General features: G+C 43.9%; 21 protein-coding genes, 11 tRNA genes, 3 rRNA genes and 2 pseudogenes. 29 read left to right on the forward strand and 8 right to left on the reverse strand.

Annotated features, from left to right (window positions below; translation table 11 throughout):
- Positions 1 to 47 precede the first annotated feature (47 nt).
- Positions 48 to 497, forward strand: a complete 450-nt coding sequence (locus MUO14_RS13255; RefSeq protein ID WP_244751157.1) for a hypothetical protein — start codon at positions 48 to 50, stop codon at positions 495 to 497.
- A 377-nt stretch (positions 498 to 874) separates the two neighbouring features.
- On the opposite strand, the gene MUO14_RS13260 is transcribed toward MUO14_RS13255, so the two are convergent.
- Positions 875 to 1,336: a hypothetical protein gene (locus MUO14_RS13260; protein ID WP_244751158.1), complete on the reverse strand. Its 462-nt coding sequence runs from the start codon at positions 1,334 to 1,336 to the stop codon at positions 875 to 877.
- Positions 1,263 to 1,574 carry a hypothetical protein gene (locus MUO14_RS13265; RefSeq protein ID WP_244751159.1) on the reverse strand — a complete coding sequence of 104 codons (312 nt, stop codon included), beginning with the start codon at positions 1,572 to 1,574 and terminating at the stop codon, positions 1,263 to 1,265. The genes MUO14_RS13260 and MUO14_RS13265 overlap by 74 nt, the downstream gene beginning before the upstream one ends.
- Before the next feature lie 617 nt (positions 1,575 to 2,191).
- Between MUO14_RS13265 and MUO14_RS13270 the strand changes: the two genes are divergently transcribed.
- The 7 genes and pseudogenes from MUO14_RS13270 (at position 2,192) to MUO14_RS24785 (ending at position 6,203) form a co-directional block, all read left to right on the forward strand.
- Entirely contained in the window at positions 2,192 to 2,362 is a 171-nt protein-coding gene (locus tag MUO14_RS13270; RefSeq protein WP_244751160.1) for a hypothetical protein, read from the forward strand.
- Positions 2,335 to 3,192, forward strand: coding sequence for an amidohydrolase (locus MUO14_RS13275; protein ID WP_244751161.1), 858 nt, complete (start codon positions 2,335 to 2,337; stop codon positions 3,190 to 3,192). Before MUO14_RS13270 ends, MUO14_RS13275 begins: the two co-directional genes overlap by 28 nt.
- A gap of 64 nt (positions 3,193 to 3,256) precedes the next feature.
- Positions 3,257 to 3,625, forward strand: a complete 369-nt coding sequence (locus tag MUO14_RS13280) for a hypothetical protein (RefSeq protein ID WP_244751162.1) — start codon at positions 3,257 to 3,259, stop codon at positions 3,623 to 3,625.
- Between the two features lie 199 nt (positions 3,626 to 3,824).
- Positions 3,825 to 4,199 carry a hypothetical protein gene (locus MUO14_RS13285; RefSeq protein WP_244751163.1) on the forward strand — a complete coding sequence of 125 codons (375 nt, stop codon included), beginning with the start codon at positions 3,825 to 3,827 and terminating at the stop codon, positions 4,197 to 4,199.
- Positions 4,200 to 4,965: 766 nt separating this feature from the next.
- Positions 4,966 to 5,025: pseudogene (rpsI, locus tag MUO14_RS24775) on the forward strand (30S ribosomal protein S9); the annotation flags it as partial.
- Between the two features lie 602 nt (positions 5,026 to 5,627).
- Positions 5,628 to 6,013, forward strand: a pseudogene (locus tag MUO14_RS24780) (reverse transcriptase domain-containing protein); the annotation flags it as partial.
- A gap of 19 nt (positions 6,014 to 6,032) precedes the next feature.
- A complete protein-coding gene (locus tag MUO14_RS24785; protein ID WP_396265571.1) occupies positions 6,033 to 6,203 on the forward strand; it encodes a hypothetical protein in 171 nt (56 codons plus the stop codon).
- Positions 6,204 to 6,410: 207 nt separating this feature from the next.
- Here the strand turns inward: MUO14_RS24785 and MUO14_RS13295 are convergent, their stop codons facing one another.
- The 3 genes from MUO14_RS13295 to MUO14_RS13305 form a co-directional block, all read right to left on the reverse strand.
- On the reverse strand, positions 6,411 to 7,652 hold the full coding sequence (locus MUO14_RS13295) for an exo-beta-N-acetylmuramidase NamZ family protein (protein ID WP_244755580.1): 1,242 nt from the start codon (positions 7,650 to 7,652) through the stop codon (positions 6,411 to 6,413).
- 103 nt (positions 7,653 to 7,755) lie between these two features.
- Positions 7,756 to 9,825 (reverse strand): glycoside hydrolase family 3 protein, encoded by a 2,070-nt coding sequence (locus MUO14_RS13300; protein WP_396265843.1) that lies wholly within the window; start codon positions 9,823 to 9,825, stop codon positions 7,756 to 7,758.
- A 51-nt stretch (positions 9,826 to 9,876) separates the two neighbouring features.
- On the reverse strand, positions 9,877 to 11,586 hold the full coding sequence (locus MUO14_RS13305) for a serine hydrolase domain-containing protein (protein WP_244751164.1): 1,710 nt from the start codon (positions 11,584 to 11,586) through the stop codon (positions 9,877 to 9,879).
- Between the two features lie 265 nt (positions 11,587 to 11,851).
- Here MUO14_RS13305 and cwlD point away from each other — a divergent pair, with 265 nt between their 5' ends.
- Both cwlD and MUO14_RS13315 read left to right on the forward strand, forming a co-directional pair.
- Positions 11,852 to 12,577 carry an N-acetylmuramoyl-L-alanine amidase CwlD gene (gene cwlD / locus MUO14_RS13310; protein WP_244751165.1) on the forward strand — a complete coding sequence of 242 codons (726 nt, stop codon included), beginning with the start codon at positions 11,852 to 11,854 and terminating at the stop codon, positions 12,575 to 12,577.
- A gap of 73 nt (positions 12,578 to 12,650) precedes the next feature.
- Positions 12,651 to 13,703, forward strand: a complete 1,053-nt coding sequence (locus tag MUO14_RS13315) for an Mrp/NBP35 family ATP-binding protein (RefSeq protein WP_244751166.1) — start codon at positions 12,651 to 12,653, stop codon at positions 13,701 to 13,703.
- Positions 13,704 to 13,757: 54 nt separating this feature from the next.
- Here the strand turns inward: MUO14_RS13315 and gerD are convergent, their stop codons facing one another.
- Positions 13,758 to 14,369: a spore germination lipoprotein GerD gene (gene gerD, locus MUO14_RS13320; protein WP_244751167.1), complete on the reverse strand. Its 612-nt coding sequence runs from the start codon at positions 14,367 to 14,369 to the stop codon at positions 13,758 to 13,760.
- Between the two features lie 138 nt (positions 14,370 to 14,507).
- Here gerD and MUO14_RS13325 point away from each other — a divergent pair, with 138 nt between their 5' ends.
- Positions 14,508 to 15,104, forward strand: a complete 597-nt coding sequence (locus MUO14_RS13325; protein WP_244751168.1) for a KinB-signaling pathway activation protein — start codon at positions 14,508 to 14,510, stop codon at positions 15,102 to 15,104.
- A gap of 30 nt (positions 15,105 to 15,134) precedes the next feature.
- Here the strand turns inward: MUO14_RS13325 and pdaB are convergent, their stop codons facing one another.
- Complete coding sequence (pdaB, locus tag MUO14_RS13330; RefSeq protein WP_244751169.1) at positions 15,135 to 15,890, reverse strand: polysaccharide deacetylase family sporulation protein PdaB; 756 nt, start codon at positions 15,888 to 15,890, stop codon at positions 15,135 to 15,137.
- Positions 15,891 to 16,013: 123 nt separating this feature from the next.
- Here pdaB and MUO14_RS13335 point away from each other — a divergent pair, with 123 nt between their 5' ends.
- The 17 genes from MUO14_RS13335 to rocF all read left to right on the forward strand — a co-directional run bounded on the left by MUO14_RS13335 (position 16,014) and on the right by rocF (position 24,742).
- The gene (locus MUO14_RS13335; RefSeq protein WP_244751170.1) at positions 16,014 to 16,235 is read left to right on the forward strand and encodes a hypothetical protein; all 222 of its coding nucleotides are present in this window, start codon (positions 16,014 to 16,016) and stop codon (positions 16,233 to 16,235) included.
- 553 nt (positions 16,236 to 16,788) lie between these two features.
- Positions 16,789 to 18,357: ribosomal RNA gene (locus MUO14_RS13340) — 16S ribosomal RNA — on the forward strand.
- A 123-nt stretch (positions 18,358 to 18,480) separates the two neighbouring features.
- Positions 18,481 to 18,557: transfer RNA gene (locus MUO14_RS13345), tRNA-Ile, on the forward strand.
- A 9-nt stretch (positions 18,558 to 18,566) separates the two neighbouring features.
- A tRNA-Ala gene (locus tag MUO14_RS13350) sits at positions 18,567 to 18,642 on the forward strand.
- Positions 18,643 to 18,821: 179 nt separating this feature from the next.
- Positions 18,822 to 21,743 (forward strand): 23S ribosomal RNA (locus tag MUO14_RS13355).
- Positions 21,744 to 21,811: 68 nt separating this feature from the next.
- Positions 21,812 to 21,925, forward strand: a 5S ribosomal RNA gene (rrf, locus tag MUO14_RS13360).
- The 16S, 23S and 5S rRNA genes sit together here with 11 tRNA genes alongside, the layout of an rRNA operon.
- Before the next feature lie 21 nt (positions 21,926 to 21,946).
- Positions 21,947 to 22,021: transfer RNA gene (locus MUO14_RS13365), tRNA-Asn, on the forward strand.
- Between the two features lie 3 nt (positions 22,022 to 22,024).
- Positions 22,025 to 22,096, forward strand: a tRNA-Thr gene (locus MUO14_RS13370).
- A 16-nt stretch (positions 22,097 to 22,112) separates the two neighbouring features.
- Positions 22,113 to 22,187, forward strand: a tRNA-Glu gene (locus tag MUO14_RS13375).
- A 21-nt stretch (positions 22,188 to 22,208) separates the two neighbouring features.
- A tRNA-Val gene (locus MUO14_RS13380) sits at positions 22,209 to 22,284 on the forward strand.
- Between the two features lie 5 nt (positions 22,285 to 22,289).
- Positions 22,290 to 22,365, forward strand: a tRNA-Thr gene (locus MUO14_RS13385).
- 17 nt (positions 22,366 to 22,382) lie between these two features.
- Positions 22,383 to 22,468, forward strand: a tRNA-Tyr gene (locus MUO14_RS13390).
- Between the two features lie 70 nt (positions 22,469 to 22,538).
- Positions 22,539 to 22,613: transfer RNA gene (locus MUO14_RS13395), tRNA-Gln, on the forward strand.
- Positions 22,614 to 22,799: 186 nt separating this feature from the next.
- A tRNA-Lys gene (locus MUO14_RS13400) sits at positions 22,800 to 22,872 on the forward strand.
- Positions 22,873 to 22,922: 50 nt separating this feature from the next.
- Positions 22,923 to 22,998: transfer RNA gene (locus tag MUO14_RS13405), tRNA-Ala, on the forward strand.
- Between the two features lie 235 nt (positions 22,999 to 23,233).
- Positions 23,234 to 23,752 (forward strand): HAD-IIIA family hydrolase, encoded by a 519-nt coding sequence (locus MUO14_RS13410; protein WP_244751171.1) that lies wholly within the window; start codon positions 23,234 to 23,236, stop codon positions 23,750 to 23,752.
- Positions 23,753 to 23,839: 87 nt separating this feature from the next.
- A complete protein-coding gene (rocF, locus tag MUO14_RS13415; RefSeq protein ID WP_244751172.1) occupies positions 23,840 to 24,742 on the forward strand; it encodes an arginase in 903 nt (300 codons plus the stop codon).
- A 9-nt stretch (positions 24,743 to 24,751) separates the two neighbouring features.
- On the opposite strand, the gene MUO14_RS13420 is transcribed toward rocF, so the two are convergent.
- The gene (locus MUO14_RS13420) at positions 24,752 to 24,952 is read right to left on the reverse strand and encodes an aspartyl-phosphate phosphatase Spo0E family protein (RefSeq protein ID WP_244751173.1); all 201 of its coding nucleotides are present in this window, start codon (positions 24,950 to 24,952) and stop codon (positions 24,752 to 24,754) included.
- A gap of 167 nt (positions 24,953 to 25,119) precedes the next feature.
- Between MUO14_RS13420 and sigW the strand changes: the two genes are divergently transcribed.
- Positions 25,120 to 25,683, forward strand: coding sequence for an RNA polymerase sigma factor SigW (gene sigW, locus MUO14_RS13425; RefSeq protein WP_244751174.1), 564 nt, complete (start codon positions 25,120 to 25,122; stop codon positions 25,681 to 25,683).
- The last annotated feature ends 10 nt before the right edge of the window (positions 25,684 to 25,693 follow it).

Genomic DNA, 25,693 nt, shown 5'->3' on the forward strand with positions numbered 1-25,693 from the left:
GGACAATAACTCAGTCTTAATTCGAAATCGCTAAACGGGGTGTCATTATGATAATCATATGGGTCATCCTTATCCTACAGTTTGTTATTGCCGTCATCATGCGCAAGGGTCAGCCTGCTATTGTGTTATACGGCACATCCTGTTTTGCCATTACATTTGGCCTTGTGATCGATAACATCTTTGATATATGGCTTGACTTGTATGGTTATTTCAACAAAGGGATTGATTTAGAAGGCTTTATAGCTGTGACAATTACTTATTTTTCCGCCAATATGATGTATATTAATTGGTTTCCCGTCCAACGTTCCCTGATCATCAAAGGACTTTATATCCTTGGCTGGTCCATCTTTGCCCTTGTATTTGAATGGGGCATGCTACAAACTGGATTTTTTTACTATAATGGTTGGCATCATACTTACTCCATGATTCTATATCCCATCATTTTTCTCATTCTCTATGGTAATTACCGCATCGTCTTCAACTTATCAAAAAAGTAATGATCTATTTTTTCAAACTCCCTAACGTTTTTCCTGACGCTACCTCTAAAGACACAGAGACGTCGTAGGACTTCGGAATTGGTTAAAAAAGCTAAATCAGGTGAATAGTTTCTTTAAAGCATTTCCTTGTAAAGAGCGCGATTGCGGCGGAATAACGATTCAACTTTTTTGGAACTTATTCTCAACTCACCAATGAACGGTTGACTAAAAACAAAAAACTATTTAATAAAACAGCCGCATTCTTCCGTTGAGAAATGCGGCTTAATGTCGTAAAAAGCAGATACTTTTTTTGTACTGAACAATTGAGTGTTTTACCATAAAGATACTTGTGTTTTTTTGATTCCCTCAAAAACAACGTTTCTACTAAATAAGTCTTTCTATTTGTTCCTTACCTTATTGATCAATTTTTCGGCTATATTTCCAATAGCAGCTCCTATAACTCCGGTTGCTAGACCCGAATACACAGGACTAGGCAGGATATGATGAGCGAACAGGCTGATATTCATGCCGGCCACTAGCCCAAACAACAACCCCGTCAAGTAAACTTTGGATCCGTCACCATTCATTCTTTTCGCCTTGTTAAAAGCTTGCCACATGGAAAATCCCCAAATAGACGGATAAAACAATCCATGCTGAAATTTAACCACACTATGAGAATGAGCAAAGTGACCATGAAAGGTATGTAAGATGGATAAATTGAGATTAGATAGATAATTTATAATTAGTTCTAAAGCTATTAAGGTAAAAGCAATGATGTAATCTCGGTTATACAGTTGCCCGAACCCGGGTAGTGCAAACGACCAAAGCAACGCTGCCCAAGGGGATTGGTAATTTTTCATTCCTATCCCCTGTATATTTCAAATACATGTAAATACAAAACGACATAACAATGTTTACTAAAGAACTGATAATGATCACGGCCGTGTTTACTTCATAAGCAATGGTATGTATATAGACAGTATCATCAAAAGGGATCGCAAAGTAGACGGCTACAACAGTAAATAAAACAATATCAATCTTTATGACATTCATCATAGTTATCTTATCCTTTTTTTGCTTACTACCAATTATATCCATTTCATCCTCATATTAATATTCCAATTTATTACTGGACCTAATGCCATTTCTTAGTTTCCATTCCTTAGGGTATCGAACTCTGCTGAATGGTATCTCGGAGTAACACCATAGTGACCTCTCATTCTTCGAATCGTTTCCGTATCCCCTTCAAAGGTGAATTTCCTCCTGAAGTCGGAAATCGTGTCGTTTACTTTCGTTTGACTCCAATTATTTAACTAAAAACTTTATACGCTTTGTTCGGGCATCGAATCCTTACAAACCAAAAGTACGCTGAAATAGTTCGCTCAAAACCTTAATGCTGCGGCCAATCAAAACCAATTGGCTGCAGCATTATTTTTTTCGCTTTCATTCTTTTTCTGCGGGCATCGAACCCTTGAAAAAGAAAAAAGCTGTTTCTTTACCGTTATTGTTTGCTGTGATTTCGTACCTTTCTTCTTTGTGTCTCCCAATTATACATTCTTTGTTCGTGACTCCATCAAGGGCAGGCGAAAAGCAAAGGATATCGGCAAAACCAATTAGGCTAACTGGCACTAGCAAAGCAAAGTACGCTTTGACAATTACCAGTAAGTCATTGGGTTTCGCTCGGTTTCCAACGGACACACCATGTGAGAGCTAATATGTTTATTTGTGCATACGTGTCCTATGCTTTTCTGGCAAGTCGGCTACAATTCAAGCCGACCTCTTCTGCCGTTATGAACTTTGTTATTGATCAAGCCAATGAACTTGGTGCTTCTGAAACGGACATGATGGGCATACGGCGATGCTACTTGGGGCAGCAAAACTATTAACTCAATTAAAGGAGAACATCAAAGGGGAAATTCGTTTTATTTTTCAGCACGCTGAAGAGTTATTCCCAGGTGGTGCACAAGAAATGGTGAAAGCTAGGGTGATGGATGGAGTGGATCAAGTTATTGGGATTCATCTAACATCGCCTGTTGAAGTTGGTAAAATTGGGGTTTGTCATTGGCCAGCTACCTCTGCAAGTAATACATTTGAAATTAAAATTAAAGGAAAAGGCGGCCATTCATCGGAGCCCCATGCGACGGTTGATCCAATTGCAGTTGGTTCACAAGTGGTCAACAACCTTCAGCATATCGTCTCAAGAAATCTTGATCCGCTCGAAAAACTAGTCTTATCCGTGACGAAGTTTCATAGCGGAACCGCTGACAACGTGATTCCTGATACGGCTCTCTTAAGTGGGTCCATACGAAGCTTAAATCCGGAGCTTCGGCAACAAATTCCTAGTTTAATTGAAAGGATTGTGAAAGGAGTTACGGAAGCACATAATGCATCATTTGAAGTCGATTATCATTTTGGCTATGGTTCAGTTGTGAATGACAATAGGGTAAGGGAAGTAATCGAGGAAACAATAATTGATGTATGGGGAGAAGATACTTTACTAAAACCATCGTCGCTTATGACCGGCGAAGACTTTTCTGCATTTACAGACGAAATACCAGGTTGCTTCATCTTTGTTGGTGCAGGAAATGAGAACAAGGGGATTATTCACCCACACCATCACCCACGTTTTTCCATTGATGAAGATGCATTAGAAATTGGTTTAGAATTGTTTGTCCAATCATCTTTTAGATTGTTAGGTGAGTCGGGAAATAAATAAAAAATTGATGTAAGGAAACTTAATTGACTTTTAACCAAAATAAGTATAAAAGGAGTTTGGAAAAATGATAAATGAGCCAGTTGTAGCAGCCATGATTATCTTGGCATTGATAGCTATGGGTGAAATTATTTCTATACTTACGCGGGCAAGGGTTTCTATGTTCCTAATGGCCATTATAGGGTATCTTTTGTTAATTTGGACGGGAATTATTCCAAAGGGCCTTATCGGGGATTCAAAATTCGTTGAAGTTGGTGCCGTATTAGGTACAGCTCCAATAATTATTCATATGGGTACATTGATCCCCCTCAAAGCTATTCGTAGTCAATGGAAGGCTGTAGCTACTTCTTTGATAGGAATTATCTTTGGCGCTGGTCTTGTTCTTCTTTTAATTTCCATGGTGTATGGGTATAAAACCGCCGTTGCAGGGGCTTGACCATTAACCGGCGGAGTGATTGCTTTTCTGGTAACCTCTGAAGGACTAAAAGAGGTAGGATTAGCAAGTCTGGTGGTAATACGAGCTTTAATCCTATCATTCCAATCGCTATTTGGTATGCCTCTATCCGCGAATTTGTTATGCATTAAAGTTTCAGAAATCAGTAGATGCCGGAACCTATACAGCATCCGCATTGGAAGTGGGAGTAGAAAATGATACCGATACAGAAAAAGTAGGGGAACGAGATGCTACTTTGATTCCAAAAAAATATCAAACCAACCTTATTCTTCTTTTTCAGCTATTTGTCGGGAGTTCAATTGCAGTGGTTTTAGATCAATTTACTGGCATACCATATAGTTTGTGGGCTTTAGCTATTGGGATCGGTGGAAGACTAATCGGATTTTATCCAGACCGTGTCATGGAGCGTGCTAATGCTTTCACAGTCGGTATGGCGGGACTAGTTTTTTTGATTATTGAAACGATGAATGAGACTACATTTAGTATGTTTATTGGTTATCTTCCTGAAACCTTCCTGATTATATTTGTCGGAATTTTAGGGGCGGCGGATTTATAGGTTCCAAATTGTTTAAATGGGATCCTTTAAAAGGTCTTCCTGTCGCACTAACCGCTACAGTTGGTTTTCCTGGTGATTATCTTATATGTGAGGAAATCAGTAGAAGCGTCGGTAGGAATAAAGAGGAGGAGGAAATGATATTAAATGAAATATTGACCCCGATGTTAATCGGTGGATTTACAACTGTAACAGCAGGTTCAGTCGTTATTTCGGGCATCTTAATAAATATGTTGTAGACGCTACTGTCTAAAAATGTTTGACTTTTGGAATAACCCCATTCCCATGAACGGTGACTACTTTAATTCTTTCATTTTTACGGATGTATCAAGTAATTCTGTTTATATATTACTTGTATGAGTTGGAACACCATTAAAGAATATTATTTCTACGATGCTGAATTTCCCAAGGTGAAGACCTGCGGGAAATGGTACTTTCCTGCTGATGAGGCAAAAGAATTTTTATTGAAATGGTTAAACGAGCAAAATTAGTTACCCGGATTGGACGGCTGCTTTTGGTTTTATCTAGCTTGAGGTATTTTATTCTGTGATAAGAGATTTCACTTCACTTGAAATCTCTTTACAATTCTTCATAATCTTCATCTATTAGGTTCGTTATTTTTGACCACATAATGCTCACATTAAAATCACATTTTATTCATTTTCTATTATTTCTTAATTACTCTTTATTTTGTTTCAGAACGAAGGGAACCTACCGTAATAATTATTGTACATATCCTATATTCTACTATTATATATGTGACATTTAAGAGCGTAAGAAATACGGTCTTAAAGGTGCACGTCGTGCTCCACAGTTCTCTAAGCGTTAATATCTCGACTACAAAAGCCTTTTTCCCTACTTGGGAAAAAGGTTTTTTGGTGTGCCGGTATGGGCATAAGCTATAGGGTTCGAGTCCCGAACGGTGAAGGTCGTTGTAGCCGGTTAGTCAAAAGCAAGGGTGTCTAGGGCGATCTGGAATCTGAAGGAAGCTGGAGACAAACTTCTGGGATGAGTTTTCCAAACAAAACAAAGTCGCAACGACCAAAGGGGCAGACAGAAAATGAGACAGGGACATGGAAGGGAAGTTTATGTCCTTACCGGGGAGGTCTGATGGAAACGCCGTACTCATCGCGGTAACCGATTCCTGAAGAACCGCCGAACCATCAGAAGTCAGCCGAATCCATAGTACCTCTATCTCCGGGAGAGGAGGGAAGGGCTGAATCATAGAATGAGTACCATTTCCCTGGCGTACGCGTCATCCGATGACACAGGATACAACAACTAGCTACGAGATAGAAGTGAGGTCTTCGAGGGCGTATCTAGGACGGAGGATGGTCGCCACACAAAAGAACGAAATGATCACGTGGAGGTTAAGAATGAGATGTTGGAACAGTTTCTACACCGAAACAGCCTGAATGTCCCTATCTAAAGGTGATAAAGAAGAAAGGAAGTCATGGTGTGGATGGGTTTCCACTTCTGAACTGAAATCCCAGATATCAGAGGAATGGGCCTCCATTGTTGACCAACTTCACAAGGGTACCTATCAACCGTCTCCCGTCCGTCGAGTCGAAATCCCGAAATCGAACGGAGGTAAACGGAAGTTAGGGATCCCTACGGTGATGGATAGGATGATCCAACAAGCCCTCAACCTCTATCTTCAACCGATGTATGCCCCAATCTTTTCAATTCAGAGTTATGGATTCCGGCCAGGAAAACGAGCCCACGATGCGATGAGACAGGCCAAAGCTTATATCAATGAAGGCTATACATGGGTCGTAGATATCGACCTGGAGAAATTCTTCGATAAAGTCAACCATTCGATGGAAAGAGTGGAAGATGCCAAAGACAAAGATAAATAATCTCATGGCACTAGGCGTATCCGAAGCCAAAGCATTTGAATGGGGGCACGCAAGAAAAGGCTACTTGCGAATCGCCGGTAGTCCTATCCTCCATCATACGCTTAATGATCAATATTGGCATCGAATGGGTCTGAAATCATTGGTCTAACGTCTGAATTCTATTAAACCGCCGTATACGGGTCCGTACGTACGGTGGTGGGAGAGGACGGGAATTAATCACTCCCTCCTACTCGGTTTCACCTAGTCCCGCACCCATTTACTTCCACCTCAGGTCATCCATAAATTGGATGACCTGAGGTGGAAGTTTATTACATAAAAAAGGACAACCAGATGTGGCTGGTTGTCCTCTCAAATACTATTTGTAGAGCAAATATTCTTCGCGTACTTCTTTGAATTCCTCCAAGTCTTCTTGCCATCTCTCTTGCATTTCTTCGACTGACTGGCCGCTCTCAATCGCTTCACGGACCCAGCCATTTCCAATTAAGTTATCGAAAAAGGAAATTCCTGCGCTGTTCTCTGCACGGAATTGGAAATCATTTGGATAAAGATCATGAATGGACTTTACAATGTGCAGTCCGGCTACGATCGGTTCATATGCCTCTTTATCTGTCACGTGAATTTCAATGCCATGACTCAACGTTCCGCTATGTTTAGAAAATTGTGGTGTGAACGATGCAGCTCTAAACGTAACCCCTGGCAGATCTTTTTCGTTTAGGGTAGCGGCAAGTTCTGTGCTGTTAATGAACGGTGCACCAATTAGTTCAAATGGTTTCGTTGTTCCACGCCCTTCAGAGACGTTCGTTCCTTCAATTAAGGCAGCGCCTGGGTAAACGAGTGCTGTATCAAGTGTTGGCATATTAGGAGATGGGGCAACGAACTGTAATGGTGTTTCATCATAGTACATGCTGCGTTTCCACTTATTCATTTCAACGACTGTTAAATCAGCCCCAATATCAAATTCCTTGTTAAATAGTTTCGCAAGCTCTCCGACTGTCATTCCGTGACGAAGCGGAATAGGATAGTTCCCTATAAAAGATTTGTATTTTGGATCGAGAACAGGCCCTTCTACTCTTTCGCCGCTCAGTGGATTTGGACGATCAAGAACGATAAACGGAATATCATTTTCCTGAGCGGCTTCCATAGCATAGGCCATCGTATAAATGTAGGTGTAAAATCTCGTGCCAACGTCTTGAATATCAAATAATAGAACATCAATATTCTCTAACATCTCAGGAGTTGGCTTTCTCGTTTTACCATACAAGCTATACACGGGCACACCTGTGTTTTCGTCAATATAGTACTCAACGTATTCACCAGCTTGAGCACTGCCGCGCACGCCATGTTCGGGTCCGTATAAAGCTGTTAAATTAACATCCGGATCATTGTGCAGAAGATCTACTATGCTATTTAACTCTCGATCAACGCCGGTTGGGTTAGTTATCAATCCGACGCGTTTGCCTTCAATTAACTCTTTTTCTTCTTCGAGTAAAACTTCTACACCGAGCTTGAAGTTCTTATATTTCCCTTTTTGTTTCCCATTGTTATCACCTTTGTCTGCAAAAACGGCGGAAAAGGTTGAAAGGACCAAAATGAACATTAGCGTCAGGATGAAAGGCTTCTTTTTCACAGTTACTCACTCTCCCCATTTCATTTTTGTGAACATCAAGGATGAGGTCATCCATCCCCGATGTTTTTGAAATTTAATAAGATAGACCGTGACCAAATTCGTAGAGTGCGTCGCCATTTTCCCCAGGAATGGTAATAGGCAGTAGTCCAGTCGGATTGTTTTCACCAAATAGCGTGGCAGCTGTTGCTTCAAAGCTTGCCTCTCTGAATCCATATTGAGCCAAGTAACCGTCGATCCTTGGATAAGCCATAATGTCGTATGGATTACGGATTCCTACACCGATAACTGGTGTGTCAAGCTTCTCAATAAGTTGATTCACTAACTGCATTTGTGAGCTGCTTTCTGAACGACCGTTGACATTGTACGTGTAGGTTCCGGCTACAATCGCTTCAGCATTTTCCAACTGACTCAGCTGCTCTTCGTTTAAGGGACTGGATGCCTGAATCAACTCGGTGTTTTCGTGATGGTTACGAACGGCTTGATACAAACTGTTACTATACGAATTACCAACGACAACTACTTTCTCATCGGCTGATGGACCAAGTGGCAGCACATCTTCGTTTTTCACAAGAGTGATTGATTTTTCAGCAGCTTTTTGTTCGACTTGTTTATGGGCTTCTGATCCAACAACTTTCTTGGCATTTGCTAAAATTTCATTCATTTCAGGAGCAGTTTCGGATTTAATCACCCCACGATTCAGTTTAAGTGTTAAAATTCGCTCGACTGATTGTTCAATTCTTTCAACGCTGATTTCTCCTGTCTCCACAGCCTCGAGTAAACCATCAACAACTTTTTCAAGGCCCACAGGCATGAGAATAATATCCGTTCCTGCTTTAACTGCACGGATGACAGCATCTACGGAACCGAAGTGCTCCGCGATGGCATTCATGTTTAAGGCATCCGTAATAATCACACCGTCATAACCCATCTCCTCACGCATTAACCCAGTCAGAACTTTAGGAGAGAGAGTAGCTGGTAAAGAGATCTTTGAGCCATCCTTTTTAGAGATCACTTTCGTGTCATCGATTTTTGGAAAAGTAACATGTGCCGTCATGATGGCGTCGACGCCAGCATCCATCGCTTGTTGGAATGGATACAGTTCCACTTCCATTAAGCGTTCTTTATCGTAAGGCACTTCTGGTAGTCCAAGGTGGGAGTCAACCGCTGTATCACCGTGCCCCGGGAAGTGTTTTGCGGTTGCAGCCACTCCAGTGCTTTGAAGTCCTTCAGTATAAGCAACACCCAAGTCGGCTACTAGTTCAGGTGACTCGCCAAAAGAACGAACGCCGATGACAGGGTTGTCCGGGTTATTGTTGACGTCTAATACAGGCGCTAGGTTCATATTGATCCCTAATGCATGTAACTCTTCCCCAATCGCTTCCCCGACATCATAGGAGATCTGGCTTGACCTTGTTGCACCGAGTGCCATATTACCCGGCATGTCCGTTCCTGATTGCAGTCGGGTAACAATGCCACCTTCCTGATCAATTGTCATTAGTAATCCGTATTTTTCAGCCGCTGCTTGATAGTCAGCGACAAGCTTGGCCGTTTGTTCTGTTGTTACAACATTTTCACGGAAGAGGATCACACCTCCGAGATGATAATCTTTAACGATCTGCTCAATCTCTGGTAGCATTTCCGTCACGTTTTCTCCTTCCCAGTTTCTAAAATCAGGCATGAGCATCTGACCTATTTTTTCATTAATCGTCATACCTTCAATTGCTTGCTCGATGATTTCATAACGATCGCCCTGTTGTTTAACGATTTTCCCTTCAAAAGAAGGCTTTTTCTTGTTAGGCTTTTTAGCTGGTTTGTGATCAATAGCAACCCGGTCTTTGTAAGTTCCGTCTGAAACGGTAATAAACGTTCGTCCGTTATGACCGGATAAAGTCACGTCACCGCCATCGACTACGGCAACATTTTTGTTCGTGGTGGACCACGTCAGCTTTTCGACGTCTGCAATTTCAAAATGACCGTCTTCATAAATGTGTAAGGCGGTAAGGTTGACTTCGTTATCCACGATAGAACTCTCAACCTCTGGGACATTTTCAAGTAAAATAAGATCTTTTACACCTGCATGATTGTCTGCAGCTGCCGTGCTTGGCATAAGTGGGAACAGTAAGGCGAATATAATAATGAGCATCGTGAATGGGTTACGTATTCGCTTTCTCAAATCGCTCCACTCCTTTTCGGTTTAATAACTTCTTTGTTTCCATTGACTATTTGTACTATTTACTTGTAATGATTCACTATTCTCACTTGTAAGCCTTAAGTTAGTAACATACCAACCTCGTCCGTTTGTATTTCCATCAGTTTTATAGCGGAAGCGGACATAATTCGTACCAGCAGGAATGGTCATTTCTTGTGACTGCCAGGAAATACTTGATCCTGTGAACGGGTCAGTGATTGAGGACCAGTTTTCTCCGTCATTAGAAACTTCAACAATACCAAAGTCATAACCTTTTTCGATGCGGTACCATGAATCAAAGGATAAGGTAGCTTTTTCTTCAACGGAAACCTTTGCCGTTAGTGTTCGATTCAACTGATCGCCGTATCCAGAAAACCAGGCGTCTTCTTTCATTGGCATGTTGACAGGTATGGCGTCAGCTACTTTCCGAGCGAATTGCCGACGTGCAGGATTAGTTGAAACGGTATCACGAGTAGGATGGACCCGATTCGTTAATAAAATTGCTACGGTCTCGTTGTTCGGGTTCATGACGATCGAAGTTCCTGTATAACCGGTATGTCCGATCGATGAGGATTCTGATAAGGCATCCATATACCATCCTTGGGCTAGTTCCCATCCTAAACCGTGCTCGTTACCGGGAAATTCAGGAATTTGATTTTTCATTAGCAATTCGACTGTCTCGGCCTCTAGAATTTGCTTGCCGCCATAGCGTCCATCGTTTAAAAACATATGGCCGAGCTTCGCAAGATCATGGGCGGTAGAGAAAACACCGGCATGGCCAGCTACACCTCCAAGTGACCAGGCGTTTTCATCATGGACTTCTCCCCAGACAAGGCCACGATCGGTCCATGGTTGATATTCAGTTGCTGCGATTCGTTGTTTTAATTTTGCGGGAGGGTTGTACATGGTGTTCGTCATGTTGAGAGGTTCTGTTAGGTTTTCCTGAACAAAAGCATCAAGGCTCTGACCTGAAATGCGTTCAATAATAGAGGCTAATGTAATCATATTTAGATCACTGTAGGTGTACGTAGATCCTGGTGGGTTATCTAATGGATATTGGTAAACATACTGCAGGCGCTCTTCCTTGCTGTCGCCAATCGTATAAAGAGGGATCCATGCTTTGAACCCGGACGTATGTGTCATCAATTGCCTGATCGTTACGTTACCCTTTCCGTTTTGAGCAAACTCCGGAATGTAATCAGCTACTCGGTCATCCAGTTTAAAGAGGCCCTCCTCATAGAGTTTCATGGCTGCCGTTGTCGTGAATATTTTACTTAGAGAGGCAATATCAAAAATGGTGTCAGGCTGCATGGCAATCGGATGATCTACCTTTTTCCCTTGGTCATTTTCATAGAGAACGGCGTTTCCATATGCTTCATGTTGAACGATGTGACCGCGGCGGGCTACAAACGTGACAGCACCAGGCATCACACCTTTCGTAATCATCGATCCCATAACTGAATCAATTTCTTGCAAAGGTGTTTCCATCATACCAGCCCCTTTAATTGAGCCTGGGTGTAAGACGGGTGAAGATGGACCGGAATTACCCCAAGAAAATGCGGGATGAGCTCGTTCTTGGACTTGTTTCTTCTCCTGCTTTTCAATCGTAGGCTCGTCCTTTTCGCTTGCTTCCAAACTCCTTTCTGTATTGGTTGTAAACAGCAATGTGGCAGATAGCACAGCAAAAATGGTTAACTGAGACGTTCTTGCTTTCATATGTGCCTCCTTTCTATTTTGACAAAACTCGAATGAAAGGGCTTTCATTCACTTAGTATCATCATAAAGTAACAACAATATAGTTGTCTATACCACATAAGTATCATTAATAGTTAGAAAATTAAAAAATATAGGATGAAGGGAATAGGTAAAAAGTTACTCTTTTGCAGCTGTAGGGATAGAGGAATGGTGATGATCTATTCTATACATATATACATGTCTTGTCCCATATAGTTAGGTAGGAGATGTAAGGGAGTGAAAGAGTATGATACGGCGCATGAAGACGATAGGGTGGTTACTAGCGGTAGTGGGAGTCGTTTGCTTAATTTCCTATCCTGTACAGGAGGTTAAAGATGCGTGGCAAACCTGGTCTTCACCACTTTCTGGAAAGGTCGTTGTATTAGATCCTGGTCACGGTGCTCCCGATGGTGGGGCGGTAGGAAGGAATGGGACAGAAGAGAAGGATATTACTCTCGAGCTTTCACAGTATCTGAGGGATTATCTTCAAGAAGCAGGGGCCATCGTTTATTTAACAAGAGATGATGATAACGATCTCTCTTCGGATGAAGGTAGTTTGTCCCGTCGTAAGGCAGAAGATATTAGAAAACGAGTTGATTTTATCAAAAGTAAAAAAGCGGACTTGTTCTTAAGTTTACATTTAAATGCCATCCCTTCGGAAAAGTGGCGAGGAGCGCAAACCTTTTACAACCCTAAAAGTGACAAAAGTGAAAGTTTGGCTAAATTTATTCAATCAGAAATAGAAACGAACCTGGAAAATACGACGAGGAAATCCATGGGGCTTACTAACATCTATCTGCTGAAGCATACAAAAGCACCTGGAGCCTTGGTTGAAGCGGGATTCTTATCCAATCAAGAGGAACGAACATTACTTGAGAGTGAAGAGTATCAAAGAAAGATGGCTGCATCTGTGTACAGGGGCATTCTACGCTATGTTACAGAGCTTGAGTACCCTGAAGATTCCGAGGAGTAAGCAAATCACTTAGAAAGCGTTTCAGATATGTTATACTTGCACTGTTGAATCATTTCTAAGGAAGGTGACGCACGTGCTTACACAGGAAGAAGTACTGAATATCCTCCATCCAATCGAAGATCCGTTTTTACATAAAACGTTGGAAGAAACCGGTGGAGTCGAAGAGATAAAAATTAAAGAAGAGAAAAACCACGTAAGTGTTAAGGTTTTAATTGCTAAAACCAATACAGCAGAACAGATGGAGCTGCAGCAAACAATTGTCAATGCCCTTAAAAGCGGTGGGGCTGCAACCGTAGGACTTCGTTTTGATCAGCTGCCAGATGATGTGATTGAAAAGTATCAGCCGGCTGCTGAAGAGGGACAGGAAGCTTCATTGCTTGATGGCAAGACAGGCACGAAGTTTATTTCCGTTGCCAGCGGAAAAGGTGGTGTCGGGAAATCAACAGTGACCGTTAACCTTGCTGTTGCCCTTTCACGTCTAGGTAAAAAGGTTGGAATTATTGACGCGGATATTTATGGTTTCAGTGTTCCAGATATGATGGGAGTCGAAGAGCGCCCTGTTGTTCGCGGGGAAAAGATCATTCCAGTTGAGCGTTTTGGTGTGAAAATCGTATCCATGGGCTTCTTTGTGGAGGATAATTCTCCTATTATTTGGCGTGGACCAATGCTTGGCAAAATGCTGACAAGTTTCTTCAAAGAAGTGGAGTGGGGGGATCTAGATTACCTTCTTCTTGACTTGCCTCCGGGAACTGGTGATATGGCTCTGGATGTTCATGCTATGCTTCCTTCTTCAAAAGAAGTGATCGTTACAACACCGCACCCTACAGCTGCGTTCGTAGCAGCCCGTGCCGGTCAAATGGCTATAAAAACAGAGCATGAAATCTTAGGTGTAGTAGAAAATATGGCTTACTTTGAGAGTAAAGAGACAGGCAATAAAGAATTTGTCTTTGGCCGGGGTGGCGGGGCTAAGCTTGCCGACGAGCTGAAGACAGATATTTTAGGTCATATTCCTTTGCAACAGCCATTTGAGGAAGAAGAAGTATTCGCACCGTCTGTCTATCAAACCGATCATCCAATTGGTGTCGTGTATCGAAACATGGCTGCGAAAATTATTGATAAGTACTAATATTAAAAAGCACGCTGCCTTTACACAGGCTGCGTGCTTTTAATTTCTGATTATTCACCCTGAACCTGATTCGCTGCCGCCACCTGACTTCTCTTGTCCACCTTGTCCGGACTTTTCCCCGCTCTTCATTTGCTCTGCAGCTTTGAGTAGCGTTTCAGTCATTTTTGCTTGGAAAACAGGACTGTTTAAGGTCTCTTGAATGGTTTTTTCTAAGTGGGCTCGGAATTTTTGACCCTCTAACACTTTGCGCATTTGCTCCATCATCTCAGGATTTTGGTAAAGTTCGATGAGCGACTTCTGATATTCAGGGTCTTTCATTAAGCCTTTCATCAGTTTCTTCTGTTCTTCTTCAACAACTTTGCTAAATTCTTGAACAAATTTTGGGTCTGTAAAAAGCTTACCCCAGAATTCTTTTCCTTTTTCCGAGAGAAGCGTTTCACTTACGGCTTGCTTGACAACTTCGGAATCCAATGCCATCGACTGCTGCATTTTCTCATCTTTAAGAACTTCAGTCATCGCCTTTTTACCATCATCTGTTTTTAATATATCAACCATCATTTTTTTAGTGGTTTCGTAATCCGCTTGCCCGCTGGCTTCTGGACTACCGCCACAAGCGGCTAAGAAAACAACGAGTATAACGGGGCATATAAAGCGTAATATGGACATAAATTATGTCCCCTTTCCTTTGTTCTCCTTGCTTTACTATTTGCATTCAGATAAAAAAATATGCGGGCTTAAGGAAAAATCGTACGCTTCATGATAAAATACGAAAGGGTAATTTATTGCAATTTAGGGGGAAACAACGTGACCAGTCGAAAATGGGTGAGGATGTTTTTGACAACGCTGTTAATCGGCGGGGTCTTAACACTGCTCACCAGTTTTATACTTAAATCAGAATCATATGCAAGGGTTTTTCAGCCATTTCAGTTATTTGAACTCATCGGAGTACTGTTATTTTTCCTTGGTTTTGGGCTTATATTCAGCGTCATTAGCCAAATGGGCTTTTTCGCTTATTTAACAGTTAATCAGTTTGGGCTTGGTGTTTTTCGTAGAATGTGGCCATTGATTCAACTATTTTTGGTTGCTTTTACGCTTTTTGACCTTGTCTATTTCCGTTATCGCGCAGCGGATGAAGCAACCGTTTGGCCCTTTCTATGGACGGCCTTAGGTCTGCTTGTCATTTCGCTTGTAGTTGCGAAGGTAAAAGCAAAAGAAACCAATTCGAAGGCTTTTGTTCCTGCCCTGTTTTTCATGGTAGTTGTCACAACAGTTGAGTGGGTTCCAGCTCTACGTGCAGGCGGGAGCGCTTACGTATGGCTGATGATCATTCCATTAACCGCCTGCAATGCTTACCAGCTTTTACTACTGCATCGAATAACAGCCAGTAATAAATCGGCATAAAAAAAGCGGTCCAAATTATGGGCCGCCTTATTACTCTTGGGTGATCTTAGCCTTCCCGCCATTGACTAGTTCTGTAATGGTAACAAATTCAAAGCCTTTTTGTTTAAGCCCCGGGATGACCACTTCAAGCGCTTTAGCCGTCTGTTTGACAGAGTCAGAAGCATGAAGCAAGATGATATCCCCTTTTGCCCCTGTTCCCATTATTTGATCGATAATAGCGTTAGTTCCTGGATTTTCCCAATCACGAGGGTTCAGACTCCATTGAACAGTTTCAAGTCCTTCCTGCTCAATTGCTGCTAATATTTCTTCGTTCAAATGACCATGCGGAGGTCTTATATAATTGATATCCTCAAAGCCAAGTTTTTCAAAGACTTCCTTCGCTTTTTGAATATCTCTTCTTATTTCTTCAGGTTCCATTTCTGTATAGCTTTCATATTCGTATCCCGTTATTGCTATTTCATGCTTATCTTCGTGGATAGCCTCGACAATATCCTGATGCCGCTCAGCCCAACTTCCGCTAAGAAAGAAGGTGGCTTTTGCCTGATGAGCCTTAAGTTTCTCTAAAATACCATTCACCTTTTCATTTCCCCAGCTAATATTGAAAGTCAACGCGATATACGGCTGTTCTTCGCTTCCTTGCGATAAAGCTTTTGGCTCTCCGTCATTTGAAAAAACAGGAAGCTGGCCCATTTGACCAATCCACATTAATACGGCACAAAATAATGCTAGGAATATGATAACTCCATAACGCTTTATCTTCTCCATTCTCCACGTATAAAAACTCACGTTAAAGCAGCTCCTTTTTCCCTCTATATGTTCCATACCTATGAAAAAATTGGACAAACTATGCTATAAATCCTTAAAACAGGGTAAAAATAAAGGAGTGATGTGAGAGAGGGAGGATTTACGATGTATGGTGTAATAATAAACGAACAAGAACGGGAAGAAATGGAGTACTTATTAAAAAGGGAAATGGAGGAAATCACCTTCGACCTTAGCGATCACCGAATTGATCCCGAGATAAAAAGTGCTATGGAAAACAGGTACGAGATGCTATTCCAGTTTTTTAAAAGGTTTGCGAGCCAGAAGGAATGTTTGCAATATATGCCCAAGAAGAAAAAGCAAAACTGATAAAGTCGAGGAATTCCAAAAACATTGATTCATTAAAAAGTGGTTGTCACTTAACGATGAAGAGAAAGCCAGCTATTGAAGTGGTTAGGCATCATCATTATCTGAAGCAGGTTAGGTTATTTCCACTACCCGTGAGCGCTAGCTCACTTGAAGATGCCTTTTCTCGCATAAAACTCGAAGTTTTCTTTCGAGTTTTTTAATGGTTAATCATCCTTATGTTATGTATCCTTGAAAAGAATTAAAGAAAAAAGAAGAAATTTATCAAAAGTTATTGCGCATCCTTTTCATTCTATGCTATATTATTAAACGTTGTCGGGAAAGGCAGCACATATGATATTGTCTTTCATAAGGGAAATAATTTTTTAAAGAAATTTATTGACTTTATAACACAGGCATGATAAATTAGTTCTTGTCGCCAAAACGACAAACAAAACAATTTTGATCTTTGAAAACTGAACGAACCAACCAGTACGTCAATATATTCTTTCTATTAAATAGAGAGAATTTGAAACAAGCACATTCGGTGTGCAAATGAGCAAGTCAAACTTTAACTTTTATGGAGAGTTTGATCCTGGCTCAGGACGAACGCTGGCGGCGTGCCTAATACATGCAAGTCGAGCGCAGGAAGCAGGCGGATCCCCTTCGGGGGTGAAACCTGTGGAATGAGCGGCGGACGGGTGAGTAACACGTGGGCAACCTGCCTGTAAGATCGGAATAACTCCGGGAAACCGGGGCTAATGCCGGGTAATCCTTTATCTCGCATGAGAGGAAGGTAAAAGATGGCTTCTAGCTATCACTTACAGATGGGCCCGCGGCGCATTAGCTAGTTGGTGAGGTAACGGCTCACCAAGGCGACGATGCGTAGCCGACCTGAGAGGGTGATCGGCCACACTGGGACTGAGACACGGCCCAGACTCCTACGGGAGGCAGCAGTAGGGAATCTTCCGCAATGGACGAAAGTCTGACGGAGCAACGCCGCGTGAACGATGAAGGTCTTCGGATCGTAAAGTTCTGTTGTTAGGGAAGAACATGTACCGTTCAAACAGGGCGGTACCTTGACGGTACCTAACGAGGAAGCCCCGGCTAACTACGTGCCAGCAGCCGCGGTAATACGTAGGGGGCAAGCGTTGTCCGGAATTATTGGGCGTAAAGCGCGCGCAGGCGGTTCCTTAAGTCTGATGTGAAAGCCCACGGCTCAACCGTGGAGGGTCATTGGAAACTGGGGAACTTGAGGACAGAAGAGGAGAGTGGAATTCCACGTGTAGCGGTGAAATGCGTAGATATGTGGAGGAACACCAGTGGCGAAGGCGACTCTCTGGTCTGTTTCTGACGCTGAGGTGCGAAAGCGTGGGTAGCAAACAGGATTAGATACCCTGGTAGTCCACGCCGTAAACGATGAGTGCTAGGTGTTAGGGGGCTTCCACCCCTTAGTGCTGAAGTTAACGCATTAAGCACTCCGCCTGGGGAGTACGGCCGCAAGGCTGAAACTCAAAGGAATTGACGGGGGCCCGCACAAGCGGTGGAGCATGTGGTTTAATTCGAAGCAACGCGAAGAACCTTACCAGGTCTTGACATCCTTGGATCGCCCTAGAGATAGGGTTTTCCCTTCGGGGACCAAGTGACAGGTGGTGCATGGTTGTCGTCAGCTCGTGTCGTGAGATGTTGGGTTAAGTCCCGCAACGAGCGCAACCCCTAATCTTAGTTGCCAGCATTCAGTTGGGCACTCTAAGGTGACTGCCGGTGACAAACCGGAGGAAGGCGGGGATGACGTCAAATCATCATGCCCCTTATGACCTGGGCTACACACGTGCTACAATGGATGGTACAAAGGGCAGCGAAGCCGCGAGGTGTAGCAAATCCCATAAAACCATTCTCAGTTCGGATTGCAGGCTGCAACTCGCCTGCATGAAGCCGGAATCGCTAGTAATCGCGGATCAGCATGCCGCGGTGAATACGTTCCCGGGCCTTGTACACACCGCCCGTCACACCACGAGAGTTGGCAACACCCGAAGTCGGTGAGGTAACACATTATGTGAGCCAGCCGCCGAAGGTGGGGCCAATGATTGGGGTGAAGTCGTAACAAGGTAGCCGTATCGGAAGGTGCGGCTGGATCACCTCCTTTCTAAGGACATATGCAAGGCGACCTCTTTCTCTTTCGAGAAAGTCGGGAAGCTGCCGCATACGGAAGACGTACCTGGTTGGTTGTTCAGTTTTGAGAGATCAAAGGAATATGATCTTGATGAATGGGCCTGTAGCTCAGCTGGTTAGAGCGCACGCCTGATAAGCGTGAGGTCGGTGGTTCGAGTCCACTCAGGCCCACCATTCTTCAACGGGGCCTTAGCTCAGCTGGGAGAGCGCCTGCTTTGCACGCAGGAGGTCAGCGGTTCGATCCCGCTAGGCTCCACCATATAATCACCCTTAAAACACAAAGATACTATTGTGTTTTATAAGTAACCCTATAATCGGGAATGAACCTTGAAAACTGGATAAGATGATCAGAACGTGACGATCCTCTTTAGATAGAGATCGACACGGGATGACAAGACATCAAACATCAATTTTTTAACGTCTTTTCACGACGACAATAGTTAAGTGAATAAGGGCGCACGGTGGATGCCTTGGTACTAGGAGCCGATGAAGGACGGGACTAACACCGATATGCTTTGGGAAGCCGTAAGTAGGCTGTGCACCGAAGATTTCCGAATGGGGGAACCCCCTGCTCGTAATGGAGCAGGATCCTTTACTGAATACATAGGTAAGGGAAGGCAGACCCGGGGAACTGAAACATCTCATTACCCGGAGGAAGAGAAAGCAAACGCGATTTCCCAAGTAGCGGCGAGCGAAACGGAAACAGCCCAAACCAGAAAGCTTGCTTTCTGGGGTTGTAGGACACTCCTTTGGAGTTACAAAAAAAGAGGATAGATGAATCGATCTGGAACGATCAGCCAGAGCAGGTAAGAGCCCTGTAGTCGACATCTTCTTTTCTCCGGAGTGGATCCTGAGTACGGCGGAACACGAGGAATTCCGTCGGAATCCGGGAGGACCATCTCCCAAGGCTAAATACTCCCTAGTAACCGATAGTGAACCAGTACCGTGAGGGAAAGGTGAAAAGCACCCCGGAAGGGGAGTGAAAGAGATCCTGAAACCGTGCGCCTACAAGTAGTCGGAGCCCATTGATGGGTGACGGCGTGCCTTTTGTAGAATGAACCGGCGAGTTACGACCGTCTGCAAGGTTAAGCTAAAGCAGCGGAGCCGCAGCGAAAGCGAGTCTGAATAGGGCGAAGCAGTAGGCGGTCGTAGACCCGAAACCGTGTGATCTACCCATGTCCAGGGTGAAGGTCAGGTAACACTGACTGGAGGCCCGAACCCACGCAAGTTGAAAATTGCGGGGATGAGGTGTGGGTAGGGGTGAAATGCCAATCGAACACGGAGATAGCTGGTTCTCTCCGAAATAGCTTTAGGGCTAGCCTCAGAATAGAAAGTCTTGGAGGTAGAGCACTGATTGGACGAGGGGCCCCTACCGGGTTACCGAATTCAGTCAAACTCCGAATGCCAACGACTTTGTTCTGGGAGTCAGACCATGGGTGATAAGGTTCATGGTCGAAAGGGAAACAGCCCAGACCGCCAGCTAAGGTCCCCAAGTGTGTGTTAAGTGGAAAAGGATGTGGCGTTGCTTAGACAACCAGGATGTTGGCTTAGAAGCAGCCATCATTGAAAGAGTGCGTAATAGCTCACTGGTCGAGTGACGCTGCGCCGAAAATATACCGGGGCTAAACACACCACCGAAGCTGCGGATTGATCCTTAGGGATCAGTGGTAGGAGAGCGTTCTAAGGGCTGCGAAGTCAGACCGTAAGGACTGGTGGAGCGCTTAGAAGTGAGAATGCCGGTATGAGTAGCGAAAAAAGAGTGAGAATCTCTTTCACCGAAAGCCCAAGGTTTCCTGAGGAAGGCTCGTCCTCTCAGGGTTAGTCGGGACCTAAGCCGAGGCCGAAAGGCGTAGGCGATGGCCAACAGGTTGATATTCCTGTACCGCCTCCTTTCCGTTTGAACGACGGGGGGACGCAGGAGGATAAGGAGAGCGCACCACTGGATGTGTGCGTCCAAGCAGTGAGACGGTCGAGACAGGCAAATCCGCTCGGCAACGTCAAGCTGTGATGGGGAGGGAACTAGAGTACCGAAGCTCCTGATTTCACACTGCCAAGAAAATCCTCTAGTGAGGAAAGAGGCGCCCGTACCGCAAACCAACACAGGTAGGCGAGGAGAGAATCCTAAGGTGAGCGGGAGAACTCTCGTTAAGGAACTCGGCAAAATGACCCCGTAACTTCGGGAGAAGGGGTGCTCCTCTGCCGAGGAGCCGCAGTGAAAAGGCCCAAGCGACTGTTTACCAAAAACACAGGTCTCTGCGAAGCCGTAAGGCGAAGTATAGGGGCTGACACCTGCCCGGTGCTGGAAGGTTAAGGGGATGCGTTAGCGCTTGGCGCGAAGCGTTGAACCGAAGCCCCAGTAAACGGCGGCCGTAACTATAACGGTCCTAAGGTAGCGAAATTCCTTGTCGGGTAAGTTCCGACCCGCACGAAAGGTGCAACGACTTGGGCACTGTCTCAACGAGAGACCCGGTGAAATTATACTATGCGTGAAGATGCGCATTACCCGCGACAGGACGGAAAGACCCCGTGGAGCTTTACTGTAGCCTGATATTGAATGTTGGTACAGCTTGTACAGGATAGGTGGGAGCCTGAGAAGCCGGAGCGCTAGCTTCGGTGGAGGCGCTGGTGGGATACCACCCTGGCTGTACGGACATTCTAACCCAGGACCGTGATCCGGTTCGGAGACAGTGTCAGGTGGGCAGTTTGACTGGGGCGGTCGCCTCCTAAAGAGTAACGGAGGCGCCCAAAGGTTCCCTCAGAATGGTTGGAAATCATTCGCAGAGTGTAAAGGCACAAGGGAGCTTGACTGCGAGACCTACAAGTCGAGCAGGGACGAAAGTCGGGCTTAGTGATCCGGCGGTACCGTATGGAAGGGCCGTCGCTCAACGGATAAAAGCTACCCCGGGGATAACAGGCTTATCTCCCCCAAGAGTCCACATCGACGGGGAGGTTTGGCACCTCGATGTCGGCTCATCGCATCCTGGGGCTGTAGTCGGTCCCAAGGGTTGGGCTGTTCGCCCATTAAAGCGGTACGCGAGCTGGGTTCAGAACGTCGTGAGACAGTTCGGTCCCTATCCGTCGTGGGCGTTGGAAATCTGAAAGGAGCTGTCCTTAGTACGAGAGGACCGGGATGGACACACCGCTGGTGTACCAGTTGTTCCGCCAGGAGCATCGCTGGGTAGCTACGTGTGGACGGGATAAGTGCTGAAAGCATCTAAGCATGAAGCCCCCCTTGAGATGAGATTTCCCCTTACGCCAAGTAAGTAAGATTCCTCAGAGACGATGAGGTCGATAGGTCCGAGGTCGAAGCGTGGTGACACGTGAAGCTGACGGATACTAATCAATCGATGACTTATCTATATCAAAAATTGAATCGTTTGGTCTTGCCTGTCTTATCTAGTTTTGAGGGTTTCCCTCATACTTTATGATGTGGTGGCGAGAGCGAAGAGGTCACACCTGTTCCCATGCCGAACACAGTAGTTAAGCTCTTCAGCGCCGATGGTAGTCGGGTCGATCCCCGTGAGAGTAGGACGCGGCCACGTCATGTTTTTAAATCATATTATTCCACCGTAGCTCAGTGGTAGAGCAATCGGCTGTTAACCGATCGGTCGTAGGTTCGAATCCTACCGGTGGAGCCACTTGCTTCCATAGCTCAGTGGTAGAGCACTTCCATGGTAAGGAAGGGGTCGCCGGTTCAAGTCCGGCTGGAAGCTCTGAAAAGTATCTTAAGGCCCGTTGGTCAAGTGGTTAAGACACCGCCCTTTCACGGCGGTATCACGGGTTCGAATCCCGTACGGGTCACCATTTTTAAAAATCATTTCAAATGGAGGATTAGCTCAGCTGGGAGAGCACTTGCCTTACAAGCAAGGGGTCGCAGGTTCGAGCCCTGCATCCTCCACCATAATTGCCGGCCTAGCTCAACTGGTAGAGCAACTGATTTGTAATCAGTAGGTTGGGGGTTCAAGTCCTCTGGCCGGCACCATAAGGTCCATCTTATGTGGAGGGATAGCGAAGTTGGCCAAACGCGGCGGACTGTAAATCCGCTCCCACCGGGTTCGCAGGTTCGAGTCCTGCTCCCTCCACCATTTTAGTTTTATTATTGAGTATTTATAGGTATAAGATGTGCGTGTTGGTACATACTAGTTTATATAATGTTGGGCCATAGCCAAGCGGTAAGGCCACGGTTTTTGGTACCGTCATGCGCTGGTTCGAATCCAGCTGGCCCAGCCATTTAATTTTTAATAGTGAGTAAGGCTTTTTTTATTTGCAGAAAATCATTATTAGCTTAGCTGAGTAGCAACCAGCATATACTGAGATACTACTTCGCAAACCCTCGTACGGGGGACTTACAACTAAATGAGCATCACTTTTTAAGCGTACGAGATTCACGAGATTCACTTGATTTACTTTTATTAAGAGCCATTAGCTCAGCTGGTAGAGCATCTGACTTTTAATCAGAGGGTCGGAGGTTCGAGCCCTCCATGGCTCATCAGAAACGGATATTGCTTTTGCAACGTCCGTTTTTTTATAATAAAACAAGGGGCCTTAGCTCAGCTGGGAGAGCGCCTGCTTTGCACGCAGGAGGTCAGCGGTTCGATCCCGCTAGGCTCCACCAATACATATAGTTTAGAGGCTGACGTCATATTAGATGTCAGCCTCTTTTGTATAATAAAAGCTTCTAACCCTTCTGTAACTTTATTAAAAATAATCACTTTTTATATGCAATTATCCTAGTGGCACGTAAATGCAAGTTTGGAACGGCCTCATATGCCTTATTAAAGATTAAAGTAAAGTTATATAATCGGGGCTTTTCGTCACGATAAGATAGATAAAATAAGGGGGAAATGTAAATGAAAGCTATTTTTTTAGATCGTGATGGTACTCTTGGTGGATCAGATCAAATTGAATACCCAGGGGATTTTGGTTTATATCCCGGTGTCCAGGAGAAACTCCAGGAAGTACAAGTAGAAGGTATTAAACTTTATTCTTTCACTAATCAGCCTGGCATTGCTGAGGGACGGGCTACAATTGAAAGTTTTCGTGAAGAGTTGTATGGATTTGGTATGGATGGAGTGTATGTCTGTCCACATCTCCCGGTTGATCACTGCAATTGTCGCAAACCAAAGGCCGGCATGATTGAGCTGGCTTGTCGTGATCACGAGTTACTTCCTAGCGAATGTTGTGTAATTGGTGATCGCTTGAAGGATATGACAGCAGCTGGTCAGGCTGGATGTATGAGTATTCTCGTGCAAACAGGAGCGGGTAAGGCATCTCTTAAAGAGTGGAAGCAATTAGATAAGCGTCCGACAATTGACTTCATTGCTGAAGATATTATTCATGCATTAAATTGGCTTACACAGGGCAAATAACGTATATATATGCAGAAAAATGTCCAGTTGAGTCATTCATATGAAACCGTCTACAATTAAAGTAAGGAATAAAGGAGGAAACTTATTATGAATAAACAACTTTCAATTATTGGTGTACCAATGGATCTAGGTCAAATGCGCCGAGGTGTCGATATGGGCCCGAGCGCCATTCGTTATGCTGGTGTAGTTGAGCGTCTGGAGAATTTAAAGTACACGATTGAGGATTTAGGTGATATTGATATTCCGCTCCCAAATAAAAAGGATGATAATAAGCTGGACAACCTTCGTAATTTAAACGAAATTACAGAAGGCAGTCATCGTTTAGCTGTTGCTGTGGATGAAGTAGTGGAAAAAGGAGATTTCCCACTTGTCCTTGGCGGCGACCATAGTATTGCAATGGGTACATTAGCTGGTATCTCAAAGCATTATGACAATTTAGGAGTAATCTGGTATGATGCTCACGGAGATTTAAATACGGGTGACAGCTCACCATCAGGAAATATTCATGGGATGCCATTAGCTGTCAGTCTCGGCATTGGTCATGAAAAGCTGACAGGCATTCTCGGTTATGAGCCTAAAATTAAACCTGAAAATATTGTAATTATTGGCGCTCGCTCTTTAGACGAAGGTGAAAGAGTGCTAATTAAGGAAAAAGGCATAAAAGTATATAGCATGCATGAGGTAGATCGTATGGGTATGACACAGGTCGTGCAAGAATCAATCACTTATTTAAAAGACCATACTGATGGGGTTCATTTGAGCTTGGATTTAGATGGGTTAGATCCTGATGAAGCGCCGGGTGTAGGTACACCGGTAATGGGTGGATTGAGTTATCGGGAGAGTCATTTGGCTATGGAGATGCTGTATCAATCTGAAATGATCACATCCGCGGAATTTGTAGAGGTGAATCCCATTCTGGATGAGAAAAATAAAACAGCAAATATGGCTGTAGGCTTAATGGGGTCATTATTTGGAGAGAGTTTAAAGTAATTTGAAGAGCTAGGAGCAGCTTACCTCTTGCGGGGTGAGTTGCTTTTGTTTTATGTTATCAAATTCATTTAATAAACAATCAAGCTTTACACTGATCTGAACAACATTTTCAGAGGTTAGTGAATTTTCGCAGACCAGCCTGCTCATTTCCTTTCTACAAGCTTCAATTTCTTCAAGTAATTTCATTTCATATCCATATTCACACCCCATTTTTTACCACTTCCTTTGGAAAATTATTTCATTTATTTTTCTTGTACCCTTTTTAATATATAATAAACATAGGGTTAGTTAAAGAAAAATTTTTATCATACTTTTGAAACCTTTAGGTATTCTCATTCGTATTAGAAAAACAACCGCAAATGGCGGAGGTATAGTAAATGGAAACGATGATTAATCAGAAAATTAAAGAAGTAAGGAAAGGTGACCAATCAGCTTTCGAGGATATAGTATCCTTTTATCAAAATAAAGTTTACTATATCTGTTATCGGATGATTGGGAATGCATACGAAGCAGAAGACCTTGCTCAAGAGGCCTTTATTCGAGCATATACGAATATTCATACGTTTGATGAACGGCGAAAATTCTCTACCTGGTTATATCGTATCGCAACTAACTTAACGATCGATCGAATTAGGAAAAAGAAGCCTGATTACTATCTTGATGCTGAGGTAAGAGGAACGGATGGATTAGATATGTATTCTCAATTGGCGATCGATCAAGCGTTGCCGGAGGAAGAGGTGGAGAGTTTAGAGTTACAAAGCTACATTCACCGAGAAATTCTGGCCCTGCCCCCTAAGTACCGCAGTGTCATTGTATTAAGATATTTAGATGAACTGGCTCTTCAGGAGATTGCGGAAATTCTGGATATTCCTATAGGGACGGTTAAGACAAGAGTTCACCGGGGCAGGGAGGCCTTGCGTAAGAGGCTTCGACATGTGTAAAGGAGTTGAG

Origin of the sequence: Halobacillus shinanisalinarum (genome assembly GCF_022919835.1) — a bacterium.
Lineage (GTDB): Bacteria > Bacillota > Bacilli > Bacillales > Halobacillaceae > Halobacillus_A > Halobacillus_A shinanisalinarum.